Genomic DNA, 25384 nt, shown 5'->3' with positions numbered 1-25384 from the left:
AGCGCTTGCGGTGGCTAGCATTGTCCGAATGATCTGCTCCGGTGGGCTCGGCGTGCAGACCTGGACCGAACTGGACGATCGCCACGTCACGCTGGTCGTCCCGGTGGGTTCGGTGGAGCAGCACGGCCCACATCTCCCGTTGGACACCGACACGCGTATCGCCGGTGCCGTGGCGAACGGTGCCCGCTCGGCGCTCGGGGACGACGAGGAGATGCTGATCGCCCCGGCGCTCGCCTACGGTGCCAGCGGCGAACACGAGGACTTCCCCGGGACCGTGTCCATCGGACACGAGGCGTTGCGACTGGTCCTCGTGGAGTACGGGCGCAGCGCGTGCCGGTGGGCCGCCCGCATCGTCTTCGTCAACGGCCACGGCGGCAACGTCCCCACCCTCGTCGACGCGGTCGGTCTGCTGCGCGACGAGGGGCGCGACGTGGCGTGGTTCCCCTGCGCGGTCGCCGGTGCCGACGCGCATGCCGGAGCGACGGAAACGGCTCTCCTGCTGTATATCTCGCGAGATCTCGTGCGATCGGACGCGGTGGCGGTGGGCAACACCGGTGCGGTCGCCGACCTCATGCCCCGCCTGCGTTCGGCGGGTGTGCGTGCGGTCAGTCCGAACGGGGTGCTGGGCGACCCGCGTCGTGGGGACCCGGGCGACGGCCGGGCGCACCTCGACGCGATGTCGACCCGTCTCGCCGCCGCGCTGCGTCGATGGTCCCCCGACGACCACGGCATGCTCCGATGACCCGCCGCCCCGACGCCGCCCCCGAAGCCGGGATCACCGACACCGACGCCCCCGATCCCGACACCGCAGGCGAGGCTGTCGAGTCCGCGGAGACGGCGGAGGACACGCCGGTGCGTCCCGCGCAGGAGTTGCCCGACGGGTTCCAGGTGCAGCTCGACATGTCCACCGTCGTCAACCCCGCCTCGCGCAGGCATCTCCTCGGCGGATCGCCGATGCGTCTGCTGACGCTGTCGCCCGCAGCGGTCGACATGATCGACGCCGACGGCCGACTGGTGGTCTCGGGACCCTCCTCGGCGACCCTGGGCCGGCGATTGCTCGGTGCCGGCGTCGCCCACCCGCGGCCGATGTTCGGACCGCACGCCGAGGACGTCACCGTCGTGATCCCGGTGCGCGACAACCAATCCGGGCTCGACAGGCTGCTCGACGCCGTGGTCGGCGTCCGTGTCGTCGTGGTCGACGACGGATCGGCGACACCCGTCGTGGTCGACGAAGCGCGACGTGCCGAAGGTGTCGAACTCCTCCGTCTCGACCACAGCGTCGGTCCGGCGGCCGCGCGCAACCACGGTGCGCGCCACATCGAGACCGACCTGATCGCCTTCGTCGATTCCGACGTCGTCCCCGAATCCGGTTGGCTGTTCAAGCTTCTCGCGCATTTCTCCGACGACCGGGTCGCCATGGTGGCACCGCGCATCGTCGCGATGACACCCGATGGCGGCCCCATGGCGCGGTACGAGGCGCTGTGTTCGTCGCTCGACATGGGACGTCGCGAGAGCGCCGTCGCGCCGGGCACGCGGGTGCCGTACGTCCCGAGTGCGGCGATCATCGTGCGCCGCAGCGTGTTCCGTGAGGTCACCTCAGGTGGGTTCGACGAGTCGTTGCGCGTGGCCGAGGATGTCGACCTGTGCTGGCGCATGACGTCGGCGGGCTGGGTCATCCGGTACGACCCCATCGCCGTGGCCGCCCACGATCACCGCGACCGGCTCGGCCCGGCATTGCGACGACGACGCTTCTACGGCACCGGTGCGGCCCTGCTCAGTGATCGCCACCCCACCCTCGCGGCCCCGGTCGTGATGACGGTGCCGTTGGCGGTCGCGGCGCTCGGTGTCCTGACCCGCTCGCGCTGGGGGCTGGGCCTGCTGGTGGCCATGGTCGCGATCATCGGGCGACGACTGCACGGCCGGGTCTCGCACGTCCCGGACGCGATGTCCGTGGCGGCGAAGTTGACCGCGCAGTCGGTGGGATTCGGCTTCCTGCAGTTCGCCTCGGCGCTGTGTCGGCACTACTGGCCGCTGTCGGTGGTGCTCGCGGTGTTCTCGGCCCGCTTCCGTCAGGTGTTGCTCGCCGTCGCCCTCGCCGAGGGGCTCGTGGAATGGGTGCGCTCGGAGATGCTCAACCCCGACCCCGTGGAGCGTCTGGGCATCGCACGGTTCGTCGTCCTCAAGCGTCTCGACGATCTCGCCTACGGCGCCGGGCTCTGGGAGGGCGTGGTGGCCGCGCGTGCGACCGGTGCGTTGCGTCCGGTCATCGGGTCCGTCCACGCGACGCAGCGGCGCGCGGTCTCCGAACGGGCCGCACAACCCCTGTCGTGACCGGGTTGTCGTGACCACCCGGCACGTCGTCGTGGTCGGTGCGGGTAGCTGTGGATGTGTGGTGGCCGAACGTCTCTCGCGCGTCGACGACGTCGTCGTGACCCTGATCGAGGCGGGTCGCGACCGCCCGGGTGATGAGGACCTGCGCCGTGATCGCCTCCCGGTGGGACCCGATGCCCCTCGCGTGCGGCGCCACTCGACGGTCGACGGCCTCGACCTCGTCCGCGGTCGGGGGGTGGGCGGGTCGTCGGTCGTCAACGGCGGCTACTTCCTGCGTGGTCACCGCACCGATCTCGACGGATGGGATCGCCGTTGGTGGGACGCCGACACCGTCGAGCGCTTCCATCGCACACTCGACGGCGGCGGCACCGGCGGGGTGATGTCGGTCCGTCGCGTCGACGACGCCGATCTCCATCCGCGTGCGGTGGCTTTCGAGAATCACTGGGAGGCACTGGGATACGACGTCGTCGACGCCGTGTGGCCGACGGTCGGGATCAACCGCATACGCATGAACGCCGACGCTGCGGCCCGCGTGTCGGCCGACCGGGCGTTCCTCACCGACGCGGTGCGCGCGAGATCGTCGCTCCGGATCGTCGCCGACACCACCGTCGACGAGGTGGTCCTGTCCGGGGGAGTGGCGCGGGGTGTGCGTGCCGGTGGCGACACGCTCGCCGCCGACGAGGTGATCCTGTGCGCGGGCACCCTGGCGAGTGCGGCACTTCTCGCCCGGTCGGACGGGTGGTCGACCTCGACTTTCCCGTTGTCCGAACACCGCGAGATCCTCCTCCGGTACCGCGACCGGTCCGGCGTGCCCGGGGGCGCCGCCGGCGTCCCGTTGCTCCCGACGGTGCTGCACACCGAGGACGGTGTCGAGATCCGCTGCTACAACTCCGATTTCGCCGACCACATCGACGGCGTCCCACGCTCGGGTCCGGCGGTCGGGGTGGCGGGGATGGTCCCGGGCGCGAGCGGGCACCTGACAATGGACGCCGGCGGCACCGTCACCCTCGACGTCGGTGGAACGCAGGTCGCCACCGATGCCATGCGGCGGTGGTCACACCGGGTCGTCGACATGCTCGAGAGCTCCGACCACGCCGACCTCGTCGAGGCGGGCAGCGTGAGCATCGACCCGGTGCTCGCCACGTCACACCACGCGTGGGGCACCCTGCCGATGGGTGCGGCCACCGACGCTCTCGGCGGGGTGATCGGTGTCGAGGGTCTCCGCGTGGTCGACGGATCGATCCTCCCCACCGCATTGTCGAGTGGCCCACACGCGACGACGATGATGATGGCCGCGCGGATCGCCGAAGCCATCTCCGGACCCGACAGCACCCGACCCGCCATCCCCGGACGAGGGCCGGGCGGCGGCGGTATCGTCGGGTCGTGACCTCACTCGGCGACCCGGCGGTCCGGGAGTTCCTGTCCACCGGAACCCGCACGGGCATGCTCGGTTTCACCGCGTCCGATGGTCGCCCGCTCGCCGCGCCGGTGTGGTTCGTGCTCGACGAACGGACCTCCGTGAGTGGGGAGGGCGGACTGCGCGTCGCGTTCAACACCGGCGCCGACACCGCGAAAGGCCGGGCACTGCAGCGGGATCCGCGGGTGGTGCTCTGCGTCGACCTGCCCGAGCCGCCGTACGCCTTCGTCCAGGTCCAGGGACGCGTGGAGATCAGCGACGACCTCGATGAGGTGCGGCGTATCGCCACCGCGGCGGGCGGACGCTACATGGGTGCCGACCGCGCCGAGGAGTTCGGCGCCCGCAACGGGGTGCCCGGGGAACTGGTCCTGTGGATCGAGCCGACGAAGGTGATCGCCTCCCTCGACGTCAGCGCCTGAGGCCGGATCCGACCACGCGGACAACGACGCGTCCGAGGTCCCGCGATCGGGGCCGTCAGTCCCGCGACACGGCCGCCCGACGGTAGGCGCGCAGTGCCGGGTAGCCGAACACGACGAGCCCGCCGACCGCCCACAGCACCGTCTTGACGAGACTCTCGGTCACCGGACCGCCGATCGCCAACGCGCGCATGGTGTCGATCGCGCACGTCATGGGCTGATTGGAGACGAGCGGCTGCAGGACCTCCGGATAGGCACTGACGGGGGAGAACCCGGAGTTGAAGAACATGAACAGGCTCGCGATGAGCGAGAGGATCGGCACGAGCGGGATGTTCGACGACGACAAGGCGAGCGCCAACACGATCGTGAAGAACGCGGCCCCGTAGAGCAGTGCGACCGCGAAGATGCCCAGCGCTGGGAGAAAGCCCTGGTCGAACCGCCAGCCGATGATCATCCCGAAGAAGGTCAGGATCACCGTGCCGACCAGGATGCGCATCAGTTCGGCCGCGATCCGGGAGCTGAAATCGGCCCCGCGGTGGACGGGGAGGACGTAGAGGCGGGTGAGCAACCCCGACTTGCGCTCGGAGGTCAGCCGCACGCCGCCGGCCATCGAACCGAACATCGCACCGACGAGGACCACCAGGGGGACGGTGCCGAACGCACTGTTCTGACCGGTCGCCTGCCCGATGGCGTCGCCGAGCACGACCTTGAACATGATCATGCTCAGGGCCGGGAACAGCAGGGTCTGCAGCAGGGTGACGCGGTCACGCAGGACGACGAGGGTCTGCCGTCCGGTGAGGATGCCGGTGTGGGAGAACCATGCGCGTAGTCCGCGTTCGGTGTGGCGGCCGACCTCGGGGAAGCGCGTGACCATCAGGTTGCCGACGGCCGGCGCCCGCGTGGCGACGGCGCCGTCGGTGTGGTCGAGCGGCGTCGTCCGCAGGCGGGTCGTGGGGGCGTCGTCGACTGCGGTGGCGCCGCGGTCGCGCAGGGGGATGCGGGTCGTCGGCCGTTCGGCGTCCTCGGGTGCGAGAACGGTCCACGGGCCGACCACCGCGCGGATCGACCCGGTGCCCGGGAACAACACCTGTCGCGCAGGTGTCATGTCCGTGCGACGGGTCTCGGTGTCGTCGGGGTCGACCGATCTGCGCGAGACGGGTCGGTTCTCCGACCGCCACCAGTGGTCGTGATCGGTCTGCCCCGGCGAACGGTGGCGCGGCCGACGGGGAAGGCGGGTGGTGGGTTCGTCGCCCGAGGGCGTCCCGGTGATCTCCCAGTTCATCGTCGCGCACCCCGCATGATCACGTACGCGCCGCCGGCGACGGCGAGGACCGCGACGCTGCCGGCCCAGATGAGCGGCGCCTGCGCGACACCCCAGGTGAGACGACCGTTGTCGAACGCTCGCATCAGCTCGGTGAACTGCGAGATGGGCTGGTTGCGCGCGAAGGGGCGGATCCACTCGGGGAACGACGCCTCCGGCACGAACCCGGTCGAGAGCATGCCGAGGATGAGCTGCGGGAGCGCCAGGGCCTGGCTCGTCGCCTCCGGGTTGCTGGCGACGACCCCGATCGCGTCGGCCCCGAGCGCGAGCAGCAGACCCACGACGAACGCGACGGCGAGGAACCCGGCCATGTAGAAGACGCCGTGTTCGGGCCGCCACCCGATGACCAGTCCGGAGATGACCGCCCAGAACAGCGAGATGACCAACAGGATCGCGTTGGCGACCAGCCGCGCCGCCATCGGGATCACCGCGTTGACCGGCATGCTGCGCAGTCGGTCGGTGATCCCGGCGCTGCCGTCGGTGGCGGCGCGCATCGCCGCCGATGTCGCCACGAAACCCACCGATTGCAAAAGGATGACCGGCATCAGGAACTGCGCGTAGTTGACCCCGGGAAAAGCGTCGAAAATGCTGCGCAACGGCACGTAGAAACAAATGGTCAGCATCACCGGGGCGACGATTCCCAGCACGAACTCGCCCTGCCGGAGCATTCCGCGCAGCGATCTCTCGGTGAGCGCCAGCGTCTGGCCCACCGGGTTGATCGTCCCGGTGGCGAGCCCGCCGATCACCAGCGGCCGAGGAGCCGTGGTCGTCACCGCGCGCCCTCGTTCCCCGAGGTGACCCCCGCGGGTGTCGGGGCCTCGGTGTCGGTCGGTGCGGTGAGTTTGAGGAAGACGTCGTCGAGGGACGGACGCCGCAGACCGACGTCCGACAACTCGATCTCGGCGTCGTCGAGCCGCCGGACGATCTCGACGAGGGTCGCGGTGCCGCGGACCGCGGGGACGGTCAGCGCGGTCCCGCCCGACGCGCTGCGGATCTGGTCGCGGGGGACGAGATCGGCGAGTAGCGCGGTGATCTTCTCGATGTCGTCGGGGTAGCTGGGGACGACCTCGCAGAACGTGCCGCTGACGCGCTCCTTGAGTTCGTCGGCGGTGCCCTCGGCGATCACGCGGCCCTTGTCGATGACGACGATGTTGTCGCTGAGGAGATCGGCCTCCTCGAGGTATTGCGTGGTCAGCAGCGTCGTGATGCCCAGTTCGCGCAGGTTCGTGACGATGTTCCACACGTCCTGCCGACTCCGCGGGTCGAGGCCGGTCGTCGGTTCGTCGAGGAACACCACCTCGGGGCGGACGACGAGTCCACAGGCGATGTCGATACGTCGCCGCATGCCGCCGGAGAACTTGCCGACCCGACGCCCGGCGGCCTCGGTGAGGTTGAACGCCTCGAGCAGTTCCGCCGCGCGCAAGCGGGCGGCCTTCTTGTCCAGGCCCATGAGCCGCCCGAACAGGACCAGGTTCTCCTGGCCGGTCAGGGACTCGTCGAGGGCGGCGAACTGCCCGGTCAACATGATCGATCGACGTACCTGTGCGCGGTCGGCCACCACGTCGTGACCGGCGATGCGGGCCGACCCTGCGTCGGGGATCAGCAGTGTGGCCAGCATGTTCACCGTCGTGGTCTTGCCGGCGCCGTTCGGACCGAGCAGTCCGAGCACCGTTCCGGGGGCGACCTCGAACGACACGCCGTCGACGGCGGTGAAGTCGCCGAACCGCTTCACGAGTCCGTCGGCGACGACGCTCGGTCGCGTCCCCGCGTGCTCCGTGCCGCCGGGCGGGTCGCCGGCCGCGATCCATCCACCGGACTGGCTGCCCTGCATCTGTGGTCCTGTCGTCGGGGGGAAGAGGGGGAACGCGGGGTCGACGGCTCCCGTTCGGGTCGACGACCGCCGACCCGGTGGCGAGTGTATTCGTCCGGCGAACGTGTTCCGTGTGATCGGCGCGGTGTGTAACGCTCCGTGACATTTCGCCGATATCGAAATCGGAAAAAGAAATCGATGACCGATTAGTTTTGGGTCGTGGGATTACCGGTACGCTTTATATCGGCCCGCGCACCGACATCGAGATCGTGATCGGCAACCGTGATGTGTGACCACCGAGGACCGGTGATCGACGTCGCGGCGGGAGAATGGGAGAGCAACGTGGCGATGCAGCTTCGTTCGCAGAAGACGGGCACCGGTCGGGTGCGCGTGAGCCAGATCGACGACACGCGCACGCTGGGCCAGCTCGTCGGCGCAGCCGCCGCGATCGCCCCGGGACAACCCGCGATCTGCAAGCCGGGCCTCACCATCACCTTCGGCCAGCTGGCCACCTCGGCGGTCGGCGCGGTCGGTGCGATGTCGGGTGGAGACGTCATCGACGATTCCGCCCTCACCGTCGCCCTGATGATGAACGTGCCCGGCCTCGCTTTGTCGGGCCCCACCGGCCTGGCCGCTACATTGATCTCGTTGCGTGTGCAGGCGTCGGTGGCCCTCGCGGGTGCCGAGCGCGCCTGATCCCCCTCAGGGTCCGCGACACCGCCCGATCCACGAACCGACGACCGCGCCCGGTGCGCCGGTCGAGAGCAGACAGAGAGTGGGACCGCACCCATGAGCAATCCCTTCGATGACGAGAACGGTCGCTTCTTCGTGTTGGTCAACGCGGAGAACCAGCACTCCCTGTGGCCCACGTTCGTCGACATCCCGGCGGGGTGGGACAAGGTGTTCGGGGAGTCGTCTCGTGCGGAGTGCCTCGACTACGTCAACGAGCACTGGACCGACCTGCGGCCCAAGAGCCTGATCGAGGCCATGGAGGCCGATTCCGCGCAGTGACGAGGGTGTTCAGAGCCCTCTCGGGGCCCTCGACACGCCCACGCAGAGACACGATTCGCCCTCGAATGTGACACGGATCACCTGTCAATGTAACGAGATCGACATCTATTTCAGACCCGAAAGTGCAGCTCAGAGCGCCTTTTGTGGAGAAGTGCCAGTGTTTACCGTTCCAGTCTGTAACGAAACGGATACCCACACGACCCCTACCACCCGTTAGTGTGTCCATACACCAAGCAGGGTGACCGGAATCAGGGGTTCAACATGGCATTCGCAGCAGTTCGGTCGGGGGGAACGACCGTGGAGCACGACCTCGACGAAGCCCGCGGTGTCGCGTCGTCGGATCTGATCGGCGCGGTCCGTCGAATTGCGGAGACCGCAGCCAACCGGGTCGTCTGCCGGTATCACTACCGGTCGCTCAACTACCGGGAACTCGACGCCGCCATCGAGCTGATGGTGCCCGTCACCCGTAGCCAGCAGATGGACGACCGGGCCGCCATCGTGGCCGCCGTGTTCGCCGGGATGCCCGCCTTGTCGACCGAGCGCGACCCCGCAACGGTCGCCTCCGTCGTCGACGGCACCTTCGCCCGGATCATGCAGGATCTCGCCGAGCTCGAGATCGCCGCCACCGCCACCCCGGTCCGCACCATGCGTACCAGCGAGATCGACCTGCGCGGGATCGCGAGCAGGCTCACCGGCGCCTGAGCGTCCGGTCCTTTCTCGGCCCGGTCCCGGGCCGCTGTACTCCATCCTTCCTTCACGCTCGTGTAGCATCGGAAGTCGTTTTGCCATCGTGAAATGTGGCATCACGACCCGCGATGACTGCTCGAGAAGTCGGCGAAATCGCCCGTTCGCGCCAGCGTGTCACCACGTCCGGCGAGGAGCGTTGGTGAAACCATCGTGAGGTGACGCGGATGACTCTCCGCGGTCATCGTCGTTAGTTGTCACGACGGCCGTCGAACGGGATCGGAGCACGAGAATCTTGGTTGCGGGTGGCTCCGAGCAGATGCCGGCAGGCGCGTTCGAGCTCTCGGCGGCGCAGCGCGGGATCTGGTTCGCCCAGCAGGCTCTCGGCTCCATCCCGATCAACATCGCCGAGTACGTGGATCTCCGCGGTCCGGTCGATGCGCAGGCCCTGACCGCGGCGTCCAACGCCGGCGGCCGCGACGCCGGATCGGGCTTTCTCCGTCTCGTCGACACCGGCGACGTACCCATGCAGGTCGTCGAGTCCGACCACGACGACGCCATCACCCTGCTCGACTTCTCCGAACACGCCGACGCCGTCGACCGCGCGCTGGAGTGGATGCGCGCCGAGTACAGCCGTCCGATCGACGTCCTCACCGACCGCCTCACCGTCAGCGCGCTCATCCGGGTCGGGCCCGACCGTCACTTCTGGTACTGGCGCGCCCACCACATCGCCACCGACGGGTTCGCCGCCACCGCGATGCTCTCCCGGGTCGCGGCCATCTACTCCGCACGCCAGGCCGGCGTCGAGCCCCCGGCCTGGCGCGGTGCGTCGCTGACCGACCTGGTCGAGGGCGAGCGCACCTACCGCGACTCCACCCGTTTCGACAACGACCGCGCCTACTGGGCCGAACGCAACGAGGGGCTCCCGGGCGCGGTGTCGCTGGCAGCGCGTCGCGAACCCCCCGGCGCCTTCTCCCGTCTGGCGTCGGTCGAGCTGCGCGGCCGCGTCGGTGAACTGGTGGACGCCGCCGCCGCGGAGTCCTCGGGGAGCGCGGCGCCGGCCGTCATCGCCGCGTTCGCCACCTACCTGTCGCGCATGACCGACACCGACGACGTGGTCCTGAGCCTGCCGGTGTCGGCGCGCAACACCGCGAAGCTGCGGCTGGCCGCGGGCATGGTCTCCAATGTCGTCCCGTTGCGCGTCGGGGTGTCCGACGAGGTGTCCGTCGGTCGGTTGATCACCGACGCCCAGACCGCTCTGACCGGCGCGCTGCGCCGCCAGCTGTACCGCCACGAGGACATGCGCCGCGACATCGGTCAGGGCACCGGCGAACGCGGGCTCTTCGGACCGTCGGTCAACCTCATGATGTTCCAGTCCGAGGTCGACCTCGGCGACACCGTCGGGCAGATGCACGTCCTCACGACAGGCCCGGTCGAGGACCTCGCGGTCAACATCTACCCCGGGGCCGACGGCAACGCGCTGCGCCTCGACCTCGAGGCCAACCCCCGCCTGTACTCCGACGACGACCTGCGACGCCACCTCGACCGGTTCGTCGACCTCGTCGAACGGATGCTCGGCAGCGACCGCGCGCGACCGGTCGGCGAGATCACCGTCGGCTCGGCGGACGAGATCGCGATGATCACCGACGAGTGGAACGCGACCGACCACCCGGTGGAGTCCGACGTGCTCCCCGACATCTGGCGTCGACAGGCGCTGGCGACCCCGGACGCACCGGCCCTGCACTTCGGCGAGCGGACACGGTCGTACGCCGAGTTCGGTGCCGACGTCGCCCGCCTCGCCCGTCACCTCATCGCGCTGGGTATCGGCCCGGACGATCGCGTCGCCATCGCGATGCGGCGCTCGTTCGACCTCTTCGTCGCCGTCCACGCGGTGCTCGAGGCCGGCGGCGCCTACGTCCCGCTCGACCTCGACAGCCCCGGCGACCGGCAGGCCGCCGTGTTGCGGGGGAGTGGCGCCCCGGTCGTACTCACCACGCGTGCAGACGGTTTCGCGGTCCCCGACGGACTCCCGCAGACCCCGATCGTCGTCGAGGTCGACACGGTCGATCTCGACGACCACGCCGACACCGCGGTGTCGGCGGGCGAGCGTCGTGGTGTGCTGCGCCCCGACGACACCGCCTACGTCATCTACACGTCCGGTTCCACCGGTGCACCGAAGGGTGTGGCGGTCAGCCACCGGGCGATCGTCAACCGGCTGCGCTGGATGCAGGGGGAGTACCCCCTGGCCGCCGACGACGTCGTCCTGCACAAGACGCCGGTCACCTTCGATGTGTCGGTGTGGGAACTGTTGTGGGCCCTGCAGGTCGGCGCCTCGGTGGCGATCGCCGTGCCCGACGGACACCGCGATCCCGAGTACCTCGCCGACCTCATCGCCGAGCGCGGGGTCACCGCCGTGCACTTCGTGCCGTCGATGCTGGCGTTGTTCGTCGAGTCGGCGCCGGCGGAGGCGTTGACCGGACTGCGCGCGGTGTTCGCGAGCGGCGAGGCCCTGACCCCGTCGGTCGCCGAACGACTCGCCGACATCACCGGCGCGGCACTGCACAACCTGTACGGCCCCACCGAGGCGGCGGTCGACGTCACCTATCACCGGTACACCGCCGCCGATGTCGACTCGGTGCCCATCGGCCGACCCGTGTGGAACACCCGGGTGTGGGTGCTCGACCGCGCGTTGCGGCCGGTGCCCGTCGGCGCGGTGGGGGAGCTGTATCTCGGTGGCGTGCAACTGGCCCGGGGCTACGTCGGCGACCCGGTCCAGACCTCCGGACGCTTCGTGGCGTGTCCCTTCACGCCGGGCCCGTCGCGGATGTACCGCACCGGCGATCTCGTCCGGTGGACAGTGGACGGTGCGCTGGACTATGTGGGACGCAGCGACTTTCAGGTGAAGGTCCGAGGTCTGCGGATCGAACTCGGTGAGATCGAGTCGGCCGTGCTCGGCGCCCCCGGTGTCCGCGAGACGGTCGTGACGGTCCATCAGAGTGCCCAGGGCCAACGCCTCGTCGCCTACGTGGTCGCCGCGGTCGGGCAGACCGTCGACACCGCGGCCGTGGTCGGTGCCGTCCGTGGCCGTGTCCCCGCCTACATGGTCCCCGACGCCGTCGTCACCCTCGACGAGATGCCGCTGGGTACCAGCGGCAAGGTCGACCGGAAGGCGTTGCCCGAGCCCGACTTCTCGGCGCACGCGGCCCCGTTCCGGGCGCCGACCACCGACGTCGAACGCGCGGTGGTGGGTCTCGTCGAGGATCTGCTGGGACGTGACGGTGTCGGCCTCGACGACTCGTTCTTCGGGCTCGGCGGCGACAGCATCATGTCGATCCAGCTCGTCTCCCGGGCCCGGGCCGCCGGACTGCACTTCACCTCCCGACAGGTGTTCGAGCACAAGACGATCGGCGACCTCGCCGCGGTCGTCCGCACCGACGACGACGCCGTCGCGGCCGTCGAGCTGCCCGGTGGTGCGGTCGGCGAGGTCGACCTCACGCCCATCGTCCGGTCCATGATCGAGGTACCGGAGTCGGTCGGCCCGTTCGCGCAGTCGGTCGAGGTCCCCCTGCCCGAGCCCTACGATCCCGACACCCTGCAGGTGGCCGTCCGTGCGGTCATCGAGCGGCACGACATCCTGCGATCGCGGTTGTCGGTCGACGACGAGGGCCGGTGGCACCACGTCGTCGGTGAGTCGACCGATCCGCCCGGCATGCCCGAGATCACCACTGTCGACGTGATGGCCGAGCCCGGGAGCGTCGCCTTCGCCGCCGGGGTGGACGCGGCCGTCCGCGCGGCGACCGACGCGCTCGACCCCGCGACCGGACGGGTCGCACAGTTCGTCGTCGTCCACTCCCTCACCGCCGAGTCGACCGCACCCGGGTCCGCCACCGGCGCACGGCGTCTGGTGATCGTGCTGCACCACCTCGTCGTGGACGGGGTGTCGTGGCGCATCCTGCTGCCCGATCTCGCCACCGCATGGGCCCAGCACGCGGCGGGCGTCGCCGTCGACCTCGCGCCGGTGGGCACCTCGATGCGTCGGTGGGCGCACGGGATGACCGAACTGGCCGCGACCCCGGCGATCCGCGCCGAACTCGCGCACTGGCGCGCGGTCACCGAGGGGCCCAACTCGGTGCAGCTGCCCCTCGATCCGCGACGCCACGTCGTCGCCACGCTGCAGCGCCGCGAACTCCACCTCACCCCCGAGCTCACCGAGACCCTGCTGACCCGGGTCCCGCAGGCGTTCCACGCGGGCGTGAACGACGGACTCCTCGCCGCACTCGCACTGGCCGTCTCGGCGTGGCGGACCCCCGGCGCCGACGACGCGCGACGCTTCCTCGTCAGCATGGAGGCGCACGGCCGCGAGGAGGAGCTGCTGCCGGGCTCGGATCTCTCGCGGACCGTCGGGTGGTTCACCACCGTCTACCCCGTGGCGCTCGACCTGGGCGGGGTCGATGTCGAGGCCGCGCTGTCGGGTGGTCAGGCCGCCGGGGTGGCGATCAAGACGGTCAAGGAGCAACTGGCCTCGGTACCGCGCCGCGGTGTCGGGTACGGGCTGCTCCGCCACCTCGACGCCGAGGGCGCGCAGGTGCTCGCCGCCACGCCGGAACCCTCGATCAGCGTCAACTACCTCGGTCGCCTCGCCGGGACGAACGCATCGGGTCCGTGGGTGCCCGAGGGCGATCAGGCGTTGCGCGGGTGTCGCGGGGCCACTGTGCCTGTGCGCCATGCTCTCGACATCAACGCGTCGGTCGTCGAGACCGCCGCCGGACCCCAGCTGCGTGCCACCATCGACCACCCCGACGGTGTCCTGACCGACGAGGAGGCCGACGAGCTCGCCGACCTCTGGCACCGTGCCCTCGAGGCCGTCGCCCGTCACGCGGCGTCGGGTGACGCGGGCGGGTTCACGCCGTCCGACCTCGATCTCGTCGCGGTGACCCAGGCCGACGTCGACGCCGTCGAGGCGCGCTACGACGTCGTCGACGTGTGGCCGCTCGCGCCGCTGCAGACCGGTCTGCTGTTCCACTCCGAGTTGTCGGTCGGTGCGGTCGACCTCTACACCGCGCAGATGGTCCTCGACCTGACCGGCGTCGACGCCGACCGGATGCGCCGCAGCGCACAGGCTCTCGTCGACCGGCACCCCACACTGCGCACCGCCTTCGTGACCGCTGCCGACGGGACCCCCGTCTCGGTGGTGTCGGCCTCGGTGCCGGTGCCGTTCGTGGTCCACGACCTGTCCGGGGCCGGTGGTGACGCGGCGACTCGCGCGGCCGACATCGCCCGCACCGATCGTGTGACCGCGTTCGACATGGCGACACCGCCGCTGGTGCGATTCGCGTTGATCGCACTCGGCGACAACCGTTTCCGCATGATCGCGACGAACCACCACATCCTGCTCGACGGATGGTCGATGCCGGTGTTCATGAGCGATCTGTTCGCGCTGTACGCCGCGGGTGGTGACGCGCAGGCCCTCCCGGCGCCACCGGCGTACCGCACCTACCTCACCTGGCTGGCGGCGCAGGACCCCGGCGCCTCGATCGCGGCGTGGGCGACCGCGCTGGCCGGACTCGACGAACCGACACTGCTGGTCGGAGACGGCGACCGTGGGGCGCATGCCGTCGAGGTTTCCGAGATCCCCGGGCAGGTCGAGGTTCTCGTCGCCACGGAGGTGACCGAGCGTCTCGCCGAGCACGCCCGCGAGACCGGCATCACCTTCAACACCATGCTCCAGGTGAGCTGGGCCATCGTCCTCGCCCGACTCGTGGGTCGCGACGACGTCGTGTTCGGCACCACCGTCTCTGGTCGCCCGCCCGAGGTACCCGGCGTCGAGACCATGCTCGGACTGTTCATCAACACCGTCCCCGTGCGGATCACGATGCACGACTCCGACGACGTCGCCGCGCTCTGCAAACGCGTCTCCCACGAACAGGCCGAGCTGCTCGACCACCACACCACCGGTCTCGCCGACATCACCGCGGCCGGCGATCTCGACGTCCTGTTCGACACGATGATGGTCTACGAGTCCTACCCGCTCGACCGCGAGGCGCTCGCCGCGGCGGCATCGGTGGACGGGATGACCGTCACCGACGCCGATGTCGTGGACGCGACGCACTATCCGCTGACCGTCATCGCGATCACCGACCCGGACCTGCGGTTGTCGGTGAAGTACCTGCCGTCGATGGTCGACGCCGACCGTGCGCGCTCGGTGCTCGACATGCTCGTCCGTGTTCTCACAGGTGTCGCCGACAGCACGACATCGCGCGCCGTCGACATCGACGTGCTCTCCGCCACCGACCGCGCGGAACTGCTCTCGCGCAACGGCTCCGGTGAGGTCCCCCCGGCCCGTCCGCTGGCCGGTCTGCTAGCCGACGCGGCTCGCGCGGGTGCGGACCGGGCCGCGGTGGAGTCGCCGGACGGATCGATCACCTACGACGACCTCGACGCACGGTCGAGCGCGCTCGCCCGCGTCCTGATGGCTCGGGGCATCGGCCCCGAGCAGATCGTCGCCCTGGGCATGGGACGCTCGGTGGAGTTCATGGTGGGACTCTGGGCCGTCGCGAAGACCGGAGCCGCATACCTCCCGGTGGACATGCGGTACCCCACTGAACGCATCGAGCACATGCTCACCGACTCGAGTGCGGTCGTGGGCATCTCGACGAGCGGTTGGGCGCAGGTGCGACCGGCGACGGTGGAATGGCTCGACCTCGACGACCCGGCGACCGCCGAAGCGATCGCGGCACAGTCGACCTCACCGGTGACCGACTCCGATCGCGTCGCGCCGGTGAGCGTCGCGAACCTCGCCTACATGATCTACACGTCGGGGACGACGGGTGTCCCCAAGGGCGTCGCGGTCACCCACGGCGGGCTGGCGGCCCTGATGGCCGAGCAGTCCGACCGCTTCGTCCTCGGCCCGGAATCCCGCACACTGCATTTCGCCTCCCCGAGCTTCGACGCGTCGGTCCTCGAGGTGCTGCTCGCCCTCGCCCACGGGGCGACCATGGTGATCGCCCCGACCGAGGTCTACGGCGGTCAGGACCTCCACGACCTGCTCGCGCAGTTCCGGGTGACGCACGCCTTCATCACCCCCGCCGCACTGGCGTCGTTCGATCCTGCCGGACTCGAGGACCTGCAGTCCGTCGTCGTCGGAGGAGAGGCCTGCCCGCCGGAATTGGTTGCCCGCTGGGGCGTCGGGCGTCGCATGTTCAACGGCTACGGGCCCACCGAGGCCACCTGCTTCGCCGACATCGCCGGCCCGATGGTGCCCGGCGAACCGATCACGATCGGCCGCCCGGTCCGCGGACTGACGTCGATGGTCCTCGACCGTCGACTCCAGCCCGTCCCACCCGACGTCGACGGGGAGCTGTACCTGTCCGGTCCGGCGCTGGCACGCGGGTACCACGACCGGCCCGGGCTCACCGCCGACCGGTTCGTCGCGAACCCGCACGGCGACAACGGCTCCCGCATGTACCGCACCGGTGACGTGGTGCGGTGGGTCCGCGCTGCCGACGGCGGCTGGGAGATCTTCTACGTCGGTCGCAGCGACTTCCAGGTGAAGGTCCGAGGCTTCCGCATCGAACTCGGTGAGGTCGACGCTGCCGTCGCGACCCACGCCGACGTCGCGTTCGTGACCACCGTCGGGACGCCCATGCCCGCCGGGACCACGGCCCTGGTGTCCTACGTCGTACCCACCCCGGGGGCGACGATCGATCCGGCCGCGATCCGGGAACACGTGGGCCGCACGCTGCCGTCGCACATGGTGCCGTCGCTGGTGATCGCGCTCGACGAGATCCCGCTGACCCGGACCGGGAAACTCGACCGGGCCGCCCTGCCGGCACCGGACCCCGCTCAGATGGCGGGCACCGGCGAGGCGGTCGCACCGCGTACCGCCGTCGAGTCGCGGTTGGCCGAGGTCCTCGCCGACGTGCTCGGTCTGCCCGAGATCGGTGTCACCGACTCGTTCTTCGACCTCGGCGGCAACTCGCTGGTCGCCACCCGCGCCGCGGCGCGACTGTCCGCGGAGGCCGGACGGCGGGTCGCCGTCCGCGAGATCTTCGACAACCCCACCGTGGAATCGCTCGCGACGGTGGTCTCGCTCGGCGAGCCCGGCTCCGACGCCGTCGCCGGCGAACCCGCTCTCGTCGCCGGAATCGCCGGTGAGAGACCGCCTCTCGCGCCCCAGCAGCAGCCGCTGTGGTTGATCAACCGTCTGGCCCCCGAGGTCGCTGCCTACAACATCCCCCTGGTGGTCCGGATGCGGGGCCCGCTCGACCGGGCTGCGCTCCGTGCCGCGGCCGGCGACGTCGTCGCGCGGCACGAGACGCTGCGTACCGTGCACCCCAGCGGCAGCGACGGTGTGTTCCAGGACGTCCGACCACCGACGACCGTCGCGTTCGCCACCGAGGACGTCACGGCCCACGACATCGGTTCCGCCGTGAGGCGTCTCGCAGGCGAGGGATTCGACCTGACCACCCAGACGCCCGTTCGCTTCGGGCTCCTGCAGATCGACGATCAGGACGCCGTGGTCGTGGTGGTGGTCCACCACATCGCGGCCGACGGGGCGTCGATGGCGCCACTGGCCCGCGACGTCATGGCGGCCTATGCGGCCCGGACGGCGGGCATGGAGCCGACCTTCGCCCCGTTGCCGCTGAGGTACGCGGACTGGGCACAGTGGTCACGGGATCGCCTCGGGTCGGTCGACGACGACGATTCCCTGGCGCGCAGGCAGATCGATCATTGGCGCGGCACGCTGGCCGGCCTCGCCGAGGTCGTCGACCTGCCGACCGATCGCCCCCGTTCGGCCCGCCGGTCCTCCGAGGGTTCCGCCGTGCTGTTCGACATCGACGAGGCGCTGTATCAGGCCATCGTGGACGTGAGTGCGTCGACGTCGACCTCGGTGTTCATGGTCGCACACGCCGCGCTGGCGCTGGTGCTGGCGCGAACGGCCGGTGTCGAGGACGTGGTGATCGGGACGCCGCTGGCGAACCGGGCGCGGCCCGAACTCGCCGAGATGGTGGGCATGTTCGTCAACACCGTCGCCCTGCGGACCGCCGTGGATCCGGATGCCTCGGCCGATGACCTGCTCGCGACCGTCCGTCGCGCGGACCTCGATGCCTTCGACAACGCCGACGTCCCCTTCGACGCCGTCGTCGACGCGCTCGGGATCCCCCGGTCGACCGCCTTCACGCCGGTGTTCCAGGTGATGCTCGCCCTGCAGAACACCGAGCGCGTGACGTTGTCCCTCGGCGACGTGACCGCCGAGATCGGCGAGGAGAACACCACCGGCGCAGCGCAGTTCGACCTCTCGGTCGGCCTGTCGGAGGTCTTCGGCGACTCCTCGGATCGACCCGTGTCGCTGCGCGGCACACTGACCTTCGCCACCGACATCTTCGACCACGCGACCGCCGAGGTGTTCGCGACGCGCTTCGTCGCCGCCCTGCGCGCCATCACGGCGTCGCGGACGACCGCGGTCGGTGATCTCGACATCTGGGGCGAGCCCCCCGTCGTCGAGGCGGTCGCGGCCCCCGAGCCCGCGAGCAGGGCCACGGTTCTCGACCTCGCCCTCGCCGCGGCGACGCGTTCACCGTCGGCGACAGCCGTCGCACACGGTGATGTCGAGGTGAGCTTCGGCGAACTCGCCGATCGCCTGCGCCCGCTGCTGCCCATGGCGCAGAGCGGTCTGTCGGGTGACGCCGTGGTGTCCGTGGCGCTGTCGACCATGGTGCCCGACGCCGCGGCGAACGGATCCCTGCTCGCGGTGATCGACGAGATCATCCGGCGTGCACAGGAACTCGCGTCCCCCGACAGCGGTGCGCAGACCACCGACGACACCCTGTGGACGTCGTTCGTGCGTCGATGCGAGACCGATCCCGATGCGGTCGCCTTCGTCGCCGACGACGTCGAGTACTCGTTCGCGGAGATGCGGCGACGTGCCGAGACCCTCGGGCGGCGACTAGTCGAGATCGGGGTCGGGCCGGAGGTGACGGTCGCCGTGGCCATCCCGCGAGGCATCGACATGGTCGTCGCCGCCTACGCGACCCTCGCCGCCGGCGGCGCCTACGTCCCCATCGACCTCGACCACCCGACGAACCGTCTCCTGCACATCCTGCGGACCGCCGCGCCGGCGTGTGTGCTGATCGGGACCCGTGGGCTCCCCGGCGATCTCGAGGTCGACGTCCCCGTCCTGACCGTCGACCGACCGAGCGCCGACGACACGGCCGGCCTCCCCGCAATCGTGCGGTCGCCCGACCATCTCGCCTACGTGATCTTCACGTCGGGATCGACCGGGATGCCCAAGGGCGTGGCCGTCACCCATCGGTCGGTGGTGTCCGAACTCGCCTGGCAGGCGGACTTCTTCGCGCTGGGCCCCGACGACGTCGGGTTCTTCAAGACCACGCCCACCTTCGATGCCTCGGTCACCGAGATCTTCGTCGGCGCGGTGAGCGGCAACCGGGCCGTCATCGCCCCCGAGGGTGTCCACCTCGACCCCGTCCGCATGCTCCGCATGATCCGCGAGCACGCGGTGACGTTCGTCCAGTTCGTGCCCTCGGTGCTCCGACAGGTGCTCGCGGAGGCCGATCCCGACGATCTCGTGTCGGTCCGTGCGCTCGTGTCGGGCGGCGAGGCCATGGACGGCGCACTGGCGCACCGCTGGCGCGAGCTCACCGACGCCCGGCTCTACAACCTCTACGGGCCGACGGAGACGACCATCAACGCGACCCGGTCGCTGGTGCGGGTGGAGTCGGTGTCGGTGGCCACGGCATCGGTGCCGATCGGGGACCCGGCGCCGGGTGTGACGGCCTTCGTCCTCGACGGGCGGCTGCGCTCGCTGCCCCAGGGCGTCGTCGGTGACCTCTACATCGCGGGGATCCAGGTGACGCGGGGGTACCTGCGTCGGCCCGATCTCACCGCCGGTGCCTTCGTCGCGGCACCCGGCTGGCTGCCCGGGGTGCCGCCCGGCGCACGGATGTATCGCACCGGCGACCTGGTGCGGATCAGGACCGACGGGGAGATCGACTACCTCGGCCGCAGCGATCTCCAGGTCAAGCTGCGCGGTCTGCGCATCGAGCTCGGCGAGATCGAGTCGATCCTGGGCTCGCTGCCCTCCGTCGCCGGCGCCGCCGTCGCCGTCGCCGGGGAGGGTGACGGCCAGCGACTCGTGGGATACGTGGTGACTGTCGACGGTGCGGAGCCGGACGTACCGGTCCTGCGCCGACAGCTCGCGGAGAGCCTGCCCGACTACATGATCCCGACCACCTACGTCCGGATCGACCGGATGCCGGTCACCGCCAGCGGCAAGTTGGACCGTCGCGCACTCGAGGCCGTCGACATCCGCGTGGAGCCGGCGGAGCACGTCGAGCCACGTACGCCCACCGAGGCGGCCATCGCCGCCGCGATCGCCGACGTCGTCGGGGTCGAGCGCGTGGGTGTCACCGATTCGTTCTTCGCGCTCGGCGGGAACTCGTTGTCCGCGGTGCGCCTGACGTCGGCCCTCGCCGACGCCACCGGTGTCGAGGTGGCGATGCGCGACGTGTTCGAGGCGCAGACGGCGGAGACGCTGGCGCAACTCGTCGAGTCGCGGCGTGGCGAGGGGCCCGGGACGTCGAGGACGGTCCGGTTCGCGGTCCCCGACGGCCCACGGCCGGAGCGTGTCCCGCTCTCGCTGGCGCAGCAGCGGCTGTGGTTCGTCAACAGGTACGACCCGACATCCGGTGCCTACAACATCCCGATGACGGTGACCTTCCGCGGACCGCTCGACATCGAGGCACTGCTCGCGGCCGTCGTCGACGTGGTCGATCGGCAACACGCGATCCGCACCATCTACCCGGAGGGCCGCGACGGTCCCGAACAGCAACTCGTCCCCACCATCGAGGCGCTGCCACCGTTCGTCCTCGACACGGTGGCCCCCGATGCGCTGTGGGATCGGCTGCTCTCCATCGCCTCGCCCGGGTTCGACGTGACGACCACCGTCCCGTTCCGCGCCGCACTCCTCGAGGTCGAGTCGACCGACGACGACGATCTCCGCACCTATGTGCTGTTGGTGGTCATCCATCACATCGCCTCCGACGGCCTGTCGATGGGTCCGTTGGCGACCGATCTGATGACCGCCTACAGCGCGCGGCACGCCGGACGGAACCCCGACTGGGCGCCGCTGCCCGCGCAGTACAGCGACTTCGCCATCTGGCAGAACCGGGTGTTCGGTGACGGGTCGCCGGACGGTCCCGGTGCTCGGCAGCTCGATCACTGGCGTCGTGCGCTGACCGGACTGCCCGAGGTCATCGGAGTGCCCACCGACCGCCCACGGCCCCCCGTCAGGGACGGCGCCGGGGGATCACGGGTCTTCTCGGTCGACGCCGAGATCCACCGGCGGCTGACCGATCTCGCCGGTGCCCGGAAGCTGTCGGTGTTCATGGTGGCCCACGCCGCGCTCGCGGTCGTGCTGTCGCGGTCGGGTGCCGGTGACGACGTCGCGATCGGCACCCCCGTCGGTGGACGGGTCGGGCCCGAACTCGACGGTCTGGTCGGCATGTTCGTCAACACGCTGGTGTTGCGGACCCCGGTTCGCGCGGAGGTCACGTTCGCGGATCTTCTCGACGCCGTCCGGCGGATCGACCTCGACGCCTTCGCCAACGCCGAGGTCCCGTTCGAGCAGATCGTCGACGCCGTCAGCCCCCAGCGCAGTGGCTCCTACTCCCCACTCATCCAGGTCGTCCTGGGCGTGAACAACAGTGCCGCACCGACGATCGAGGTGGACGGGCTCGAGGTGATCCCGGGTGCCGTCGACACCGAGCTGAGCAAGTTCGATCTCGCGTGGGAGCTCACCGAGCAGCACGACGACCTCGGGGCGGCCGCCGGGATGTCGGGCTTCCTCGGCTTCGCGACCGACATCTTCGACGCGGACACGGCACAGGCGCTCGCCGACCGTCTCGTGGCGGTCCTCGCGGCGGTGAGCGTCGACCCCGACGTGGTCGTCGGCGACATAGACCTGATGGGACCCACGGCGGCGGCAGAACTCGTCCCGGTGCGAGGACGCGAGCCCGCGCCGCCGCGGACCCTGATCGAGATCCTCGACGACGCCGTCCGTCGGGGCGGCGACGGCGTCGCCGCGGTGTGCGGGGACGAGTCGATCACGTACCCCGAGATCGACGCCCGCTCGAACCGACTGGCGCGCGCCCTGATCGAGCGTGGTGCCCGGCCGGAATCGGTGGTCGCGATCGGTGTCGGACGGAGTATCGAGTCCCTCGTCGCGCTGTGGGCCGTGGTGCGCAGCGGCGCCGCGTTCGTCCCCGTCGACCCGACCTACCCCGCCGACCGGATCGCGCACATGGTGACCGACTCGCGCGCGATCGTCGGACTGACCCGACGCGCGGACGCGCCCGGACTGCCGGACTCCATCGAGTGGATCGACGTCGCGGACCCCGACCTCGACGCCCGTGACCCCGGCCCGGTGACCGACGAGGACCGTCTGGGCCCGGTGCGGATCGCCGGATGCGCCTACATCATCTACACCTCCGGCACCACGGGTAAGCCCAAGGGCGTGGAGGTCACCCACGCGGGACTGGCGCCGTTCTCCGACGAGCAGCGCCGTCGCTACGAGACCCGGACGGATTCGCGGGCACTGCATTTCGCGTCACCCAGCTTCGACGCGTCGATACTGGAGCTGCTCCTGGCCACCGGCGCCGGCGCCACACTGGTGATCGTCCCACCCGGCATCTACGGGGGCGAGGAACTCCACGACCTGCTGGCCCGGGAGAAGGTCTCACACGCGTTCATCACCCCGGCGGCCCTCGCCTCGGTGGACCCGGCGGGACTGCCCGCGCTGCGCGACCTCGCGGTCGGTGGAGAGGCCGTGCCCGCCGACCTCATCGACAGGTGGTCGCAGGGACGACGTCTCTACAACGGGTACGGACCCACCGAGACGACGATCATGACCAACATCGGCGATCCGCTGAGCCCGGGTCGGCCGATCACGATCGGTGGGCCCGTGGCGGGTGTCGCCGCCCTCGTCCTCGACGAGCGACTCCACCCGACGCCCGTCGGGGTCCCGGGGGAGCTGTACATCAGCGGACCGGGGGTGTCGCGGGGCTACCGCGACCGCCCGGGTCTGACCGCGGCCCGGTTCGTCGCGAACCCGTACCTGCCCGGCGGTGAGCGCATGTACCGCACCGGTGACGTGGTCCGGTGGGTCCGCACGCCGCGCGGCGACGGGACGACGACTCTCGAGATCGCCTACATCGGCCGCTCCGACCTGCAGGTGAAGGTGCGCGGGTTCCGTATCGAACTCGGTGAGATCGATGTCGTCATGGCGAGTCACCCCGCCGTCGACTTCTGCGTCACCCTCGGCGTGCCGGGTCCCTCCGGCGACACCGTGCTCGCGTCCTACGTCACCGCCGCCGGCCGCTCCGTCGTCGATCCCGACGACCTCGTCGCGCACGCGTCGCGATCGCTGCCCGGACACATGGTCCCGTCGGCGATCACCGTCCTCGACGAGATCCCCCTGACGCCCGTGGGCAAGGTCGACCGTCGAGCCCTGCCGACACCGGAGTTCATCACCGCCGGCGGCGAATTCGTCGAACCCCGGACACCGATGGAACACGTCGTCGCGACCGCCTATGCAGACGCGCTCGCCGCGGATCGGCCCATCGGCGCCACCGACTCGTTCTTCGACCTCGGCGGCAACTCGCTCGGCGCGACCCGGGCGATCGCCCGGATCAACGAGGCGCTCGGCGTCCGGCTCGGTGTGCGCATGCTGTTCGAGACACCGGTCGTCGCGGACATGGCCGCGGCGATCGAGGCGTCACCGGACCTGCACGCGATGCCGGTGGCCCCGCTCACGGCCGGCCCACGCCCCGACCGCATCCCGCTGTCGCTGGCGCAGCAGCGGATGTGGTTCCTCAACCGCTTCGATCCGACCGCGGCCGACTACAACATCCCGCTCGGGCTCGCGCTGCGCGGCGACCTCGACGACGCCGCGCTCACCGCCGCCCTGCGCGACGTCGCGGCGCGACAGGAGATCCTGCGGACGGTGTATCCCGACTCCGTCGACGGGCCCTATCAGCGAATCCTCCCCGTCGACGCGGTCGACCTGCCGTTGCGCCGGCGCACGGTGACCGCGCGGTCGCAGATGTACGAACTGTGCATGGACGCCGCGGCGGAAGGCTTCGACGTCACGGTGGCCCCGCCCCTGCGGGCGTGGCTCTTCGAGATCGCCGAGACCCCCGACGGTGTCGCCGAACACGTCCTGCTGCTGGTGATCCACCACATCGCCGCAGACGGTTCCTCCCTCGTCCCCCTCGCCTCCGACCTCATGACCGCCTACAGCGCCCACGTCGCGGGGAACACGCCGCGCTTCCGTCCGCTGGGCGTGCAGTACGCCGACTACGCGATCTGGCAGCAGACGGTCATGGGGTCGCCCGATGATCCGACGTCGCTGACGGGCCGCCAGCTCGCGTTCTGGCGTGACCACCTCGCCGGGATGCCGGCGTTGCTGGAGATCCCGACCGATCGTCCACGCACGGAACGTCGGTCGATCGAGGGCGGTGAGGTGGTCTTCACCGTCCCGGCGGAACTGCAGGAGCGGTTGCACGCGATCGCCGCCGAGTCCGAGACGACCATGTTCATGGTCGTGCACACGGCCTTCGCGGCGTTGCTCGCACGGATGGCCGGGACCTCCGACGTCGCGGTCGGCACACCCACGGCGGGCCGGACCGCCTCGGCGGTCGACGGTCTGGTCGGGATGTTCGTCAACACCCTGGTCATGCGCACGCAGATCCCGGGGTCGGAGACCTTCCGCGCGGCGCTGTCGACCACCAAGGCCGCCGATCTGGAGGCGTTCAGCAACGCCGACGTCCCCCTCGAGCAGGTGGTCGAGGCGGTGGCACCGGTCCGCAGCCGCGCGTACGCACCGCTGGTCCAGGTCAACCTGACCATGCAGAACATCGACATCCCCACCGTCGAACTGCCCGGTCTCTCGGTCAGCCCGCTGCAGTGGGACGTGCGGTTCGCCAAATCCGATCTCGGTCTGACGGTGTCGGAGTCGTTCGGTGCCGACGGTCGCGGCCGGGGGATCGAGGCGATCCTCGACTACGCCCGCGACATCTTCGACGAGTCGACCGTGACCGCGATGGCCGAACGGTTCACCACCGTGCTGCGCGCCGTCGCCGACGACCCGGACGTGACGCTCGGGGACATCGACATCCTCACCGAGGCCGAACGCGAACAGATGGATCGGCGCGACGACACCGGCACCGGCGTCTCGGCGGTGTCGACCGACGGGCGGCCGCTCGACGAGCTCCTCGCCACCGCGGCACGGATCAACCCCGACGGCATCGCGCTCTCGCACGAGGGCACCGACGTCACCTACGCCGCGCTGCAGGCGAAGGCGGTCGAGCTGCAGACCA

At 70.5% G+C, this 25384-nt stretch carries 11 protein-coding genes (1 of these 11 running past the window's edge); 8 read left to right on the top strand and 3 right to left on the bottom strand.

What is annotated here, in order from left to right:
- The first annotated feature begins 28 nt into the window (after positions 1–28).
- The 4 genes from mftE to ACQ7HM_RS00830 are packed head-to-tail and all read left to right on the top strand — an operon-like array spanning position 29 to position 4167.
- Positions 29–742 (top strand): mycofactocin biosynthesis peptidyl-dipeptidase MftE, encoded by a 714-nt coding sequence (mftE, locus tag ACQ7HM_RS00845; RefSeq protein ID WP_434214359.1) that lies wholly within the window; start codon positions 29–31, stop codon positions 740–742.
- Positions 739–2331 (top strand): mycofactocin biosynthesis glycosyltransferase MftF, encoded by a 1593-nt coding sequence (gene mftF / locus ACQ7HM_RS00840; protein ID WP_434214358.1) that lies wholly within the window; start codon positions 739–741, stop codon positions 2329–2331. Before mftE ends, mftF begins: the two co-directional genes overlap by 4 nt.
- Positions 2332–2341: 10 nt before the next feature.
- Positions 2342–3718, top strand: coding sequence for a mycofactocin system GMC family oxidoreductase MftG (mftG, locus tag ACQ7HM_RS00835; RefSeq protein ID WP_434214357.1), 1377 nt, complete (start codon positions 2342–2344; stop codon positions 3716–3718).
- Complete coding sequence (locus tag ACQ7HM_RS00830) at positions 3715–4167, top strand: PPOX class F420-dependent oxidoreductase (protein ID WP_434214356.1); 453 nt, start codon at positions 3715–3717, stop codon at positions 4165–4167. Before mftG ends, ACQ7HM_RS00830 begins: the two co-directional genes overlap by 4 nt.
- A 55-nt stretch (positions 4168–4222) precedes the next feature.
- Here ACQ7HM_RS00830 and ACQ7HM_RS00825 read toward each other — a convergent pair whose 3' ends face one another.
- Genes ACQ7HM_RS00825 through ACQ7HM_RS00815 form a run of 3 tightly spaced genes read right to left on the bottom strand, consistent with a single transcriptional unit; the run spans position 4223 to position 7316 of the window.
- Entirely contained in the window at positions 4223–5446 is a 1224-nt protein-coding gene (locus tag ACQ7HM_RS00825) for an ABC transporter permease (protein ID WP_434214355.1), read from the bottom strand.
- Complete coding sequence (locus ACQ7HM_RS00820) at positions 5443–6258, bottom strand: ABC transporter permease (RefSeq protein ID WP_434214354.1); 816 nt, start codon at positions 6256–6258, stop codon at positions 5443–5445. Before ACQ7HM_RS00820 ends, ACQ7HM_RS00825 begins: the two co-directional genes overlap by 4 nt.
- Complete coding sequence (locus tag ACQ7HM_RS00815; RefSeq protein WP_434214353.1) at positions 6255–7316, bottom strand: ATP-binding cassette domain-containing protein; 1062 nt, start codon at positions 7314–7316, stop codon at positions 6255–6257. The genes ACQ7HM_RS00820 and ACQ7HM_RS00815 overlap by 4 nt, the downstream gene beginning before the upstream one ends.
- A gap of 285 nt (positions 7317–7601) precedes the next feature.
- Between ACQ7HM_RS00815 and ACQ7HM_RS00810 the strand changes: the two genes are divergently transcribed.
- The 4 genes from ACQ7HM_RS00810 to ACQ7HM_RS00795 form a co-directional block, all read left to right on the top strand.
- Positions 7602–7991, top strand: coding sequence for a hypothetical protein (locus tag ACQ7HM_RS00810; RefSeq protein WP_434214352.1), 390 nt, complete (start codon positions 7602–7604; stop codon positions 7989–7991).
- 93 nt (positions 7992–8084) lie between these two features.
- Complete coding sequence (locus ACQ7HM_RS00805; RefSeq protein ID WP_434214351.1) at positions 8085–8306, top strand: MbtH family protein; 222 nt, start codon at positions 8085–8087, stop codon at positions 8304–8306.
- A 261-nt stretch (positions 8307–8567) separates the two neighbouring features.
- Positions 8568–9008: a hypothetical protein gene (locus tag ACQ7HM_RS00800; protein ID WP_434214350.1), complete on the top strand. Its 441-nt coding sequence runs from the start codon at positions 8568–8570 to the stop codon at positions 9006–9008.
- A 301-nt stretch (positions 9009–9309) separates the two neighbouring features.
- Positions 9310–25384, top strand: the start of a protein-coding gene (locus ACQ7HM_RS00795; RefSeq protein ID WP_434214349.1) for a non-ribosomal peptide synthase/polyketide synthase. The gene runs 17795 nt beyond the window's last position; 16075 of the gene's 33870 nt are visible here — the first part of the coding sequence; the start codon lies at positions 9310–9312; its stop codon lies off the right edge, out of view.

Origin of the sequence: Williamsia sp. MIQD14 (assembly GCF_051025635.1) — a bacterium.
Classification (GTDB): domain Bacteria; phylum Actinomycetota; class Actinomycetes; order Mycobacteriales; family Mycobacteriaceae; genus Williamsia_A.
This window is presented reverse-complemented; position numbering and strand designations above follow the sequence as displayed.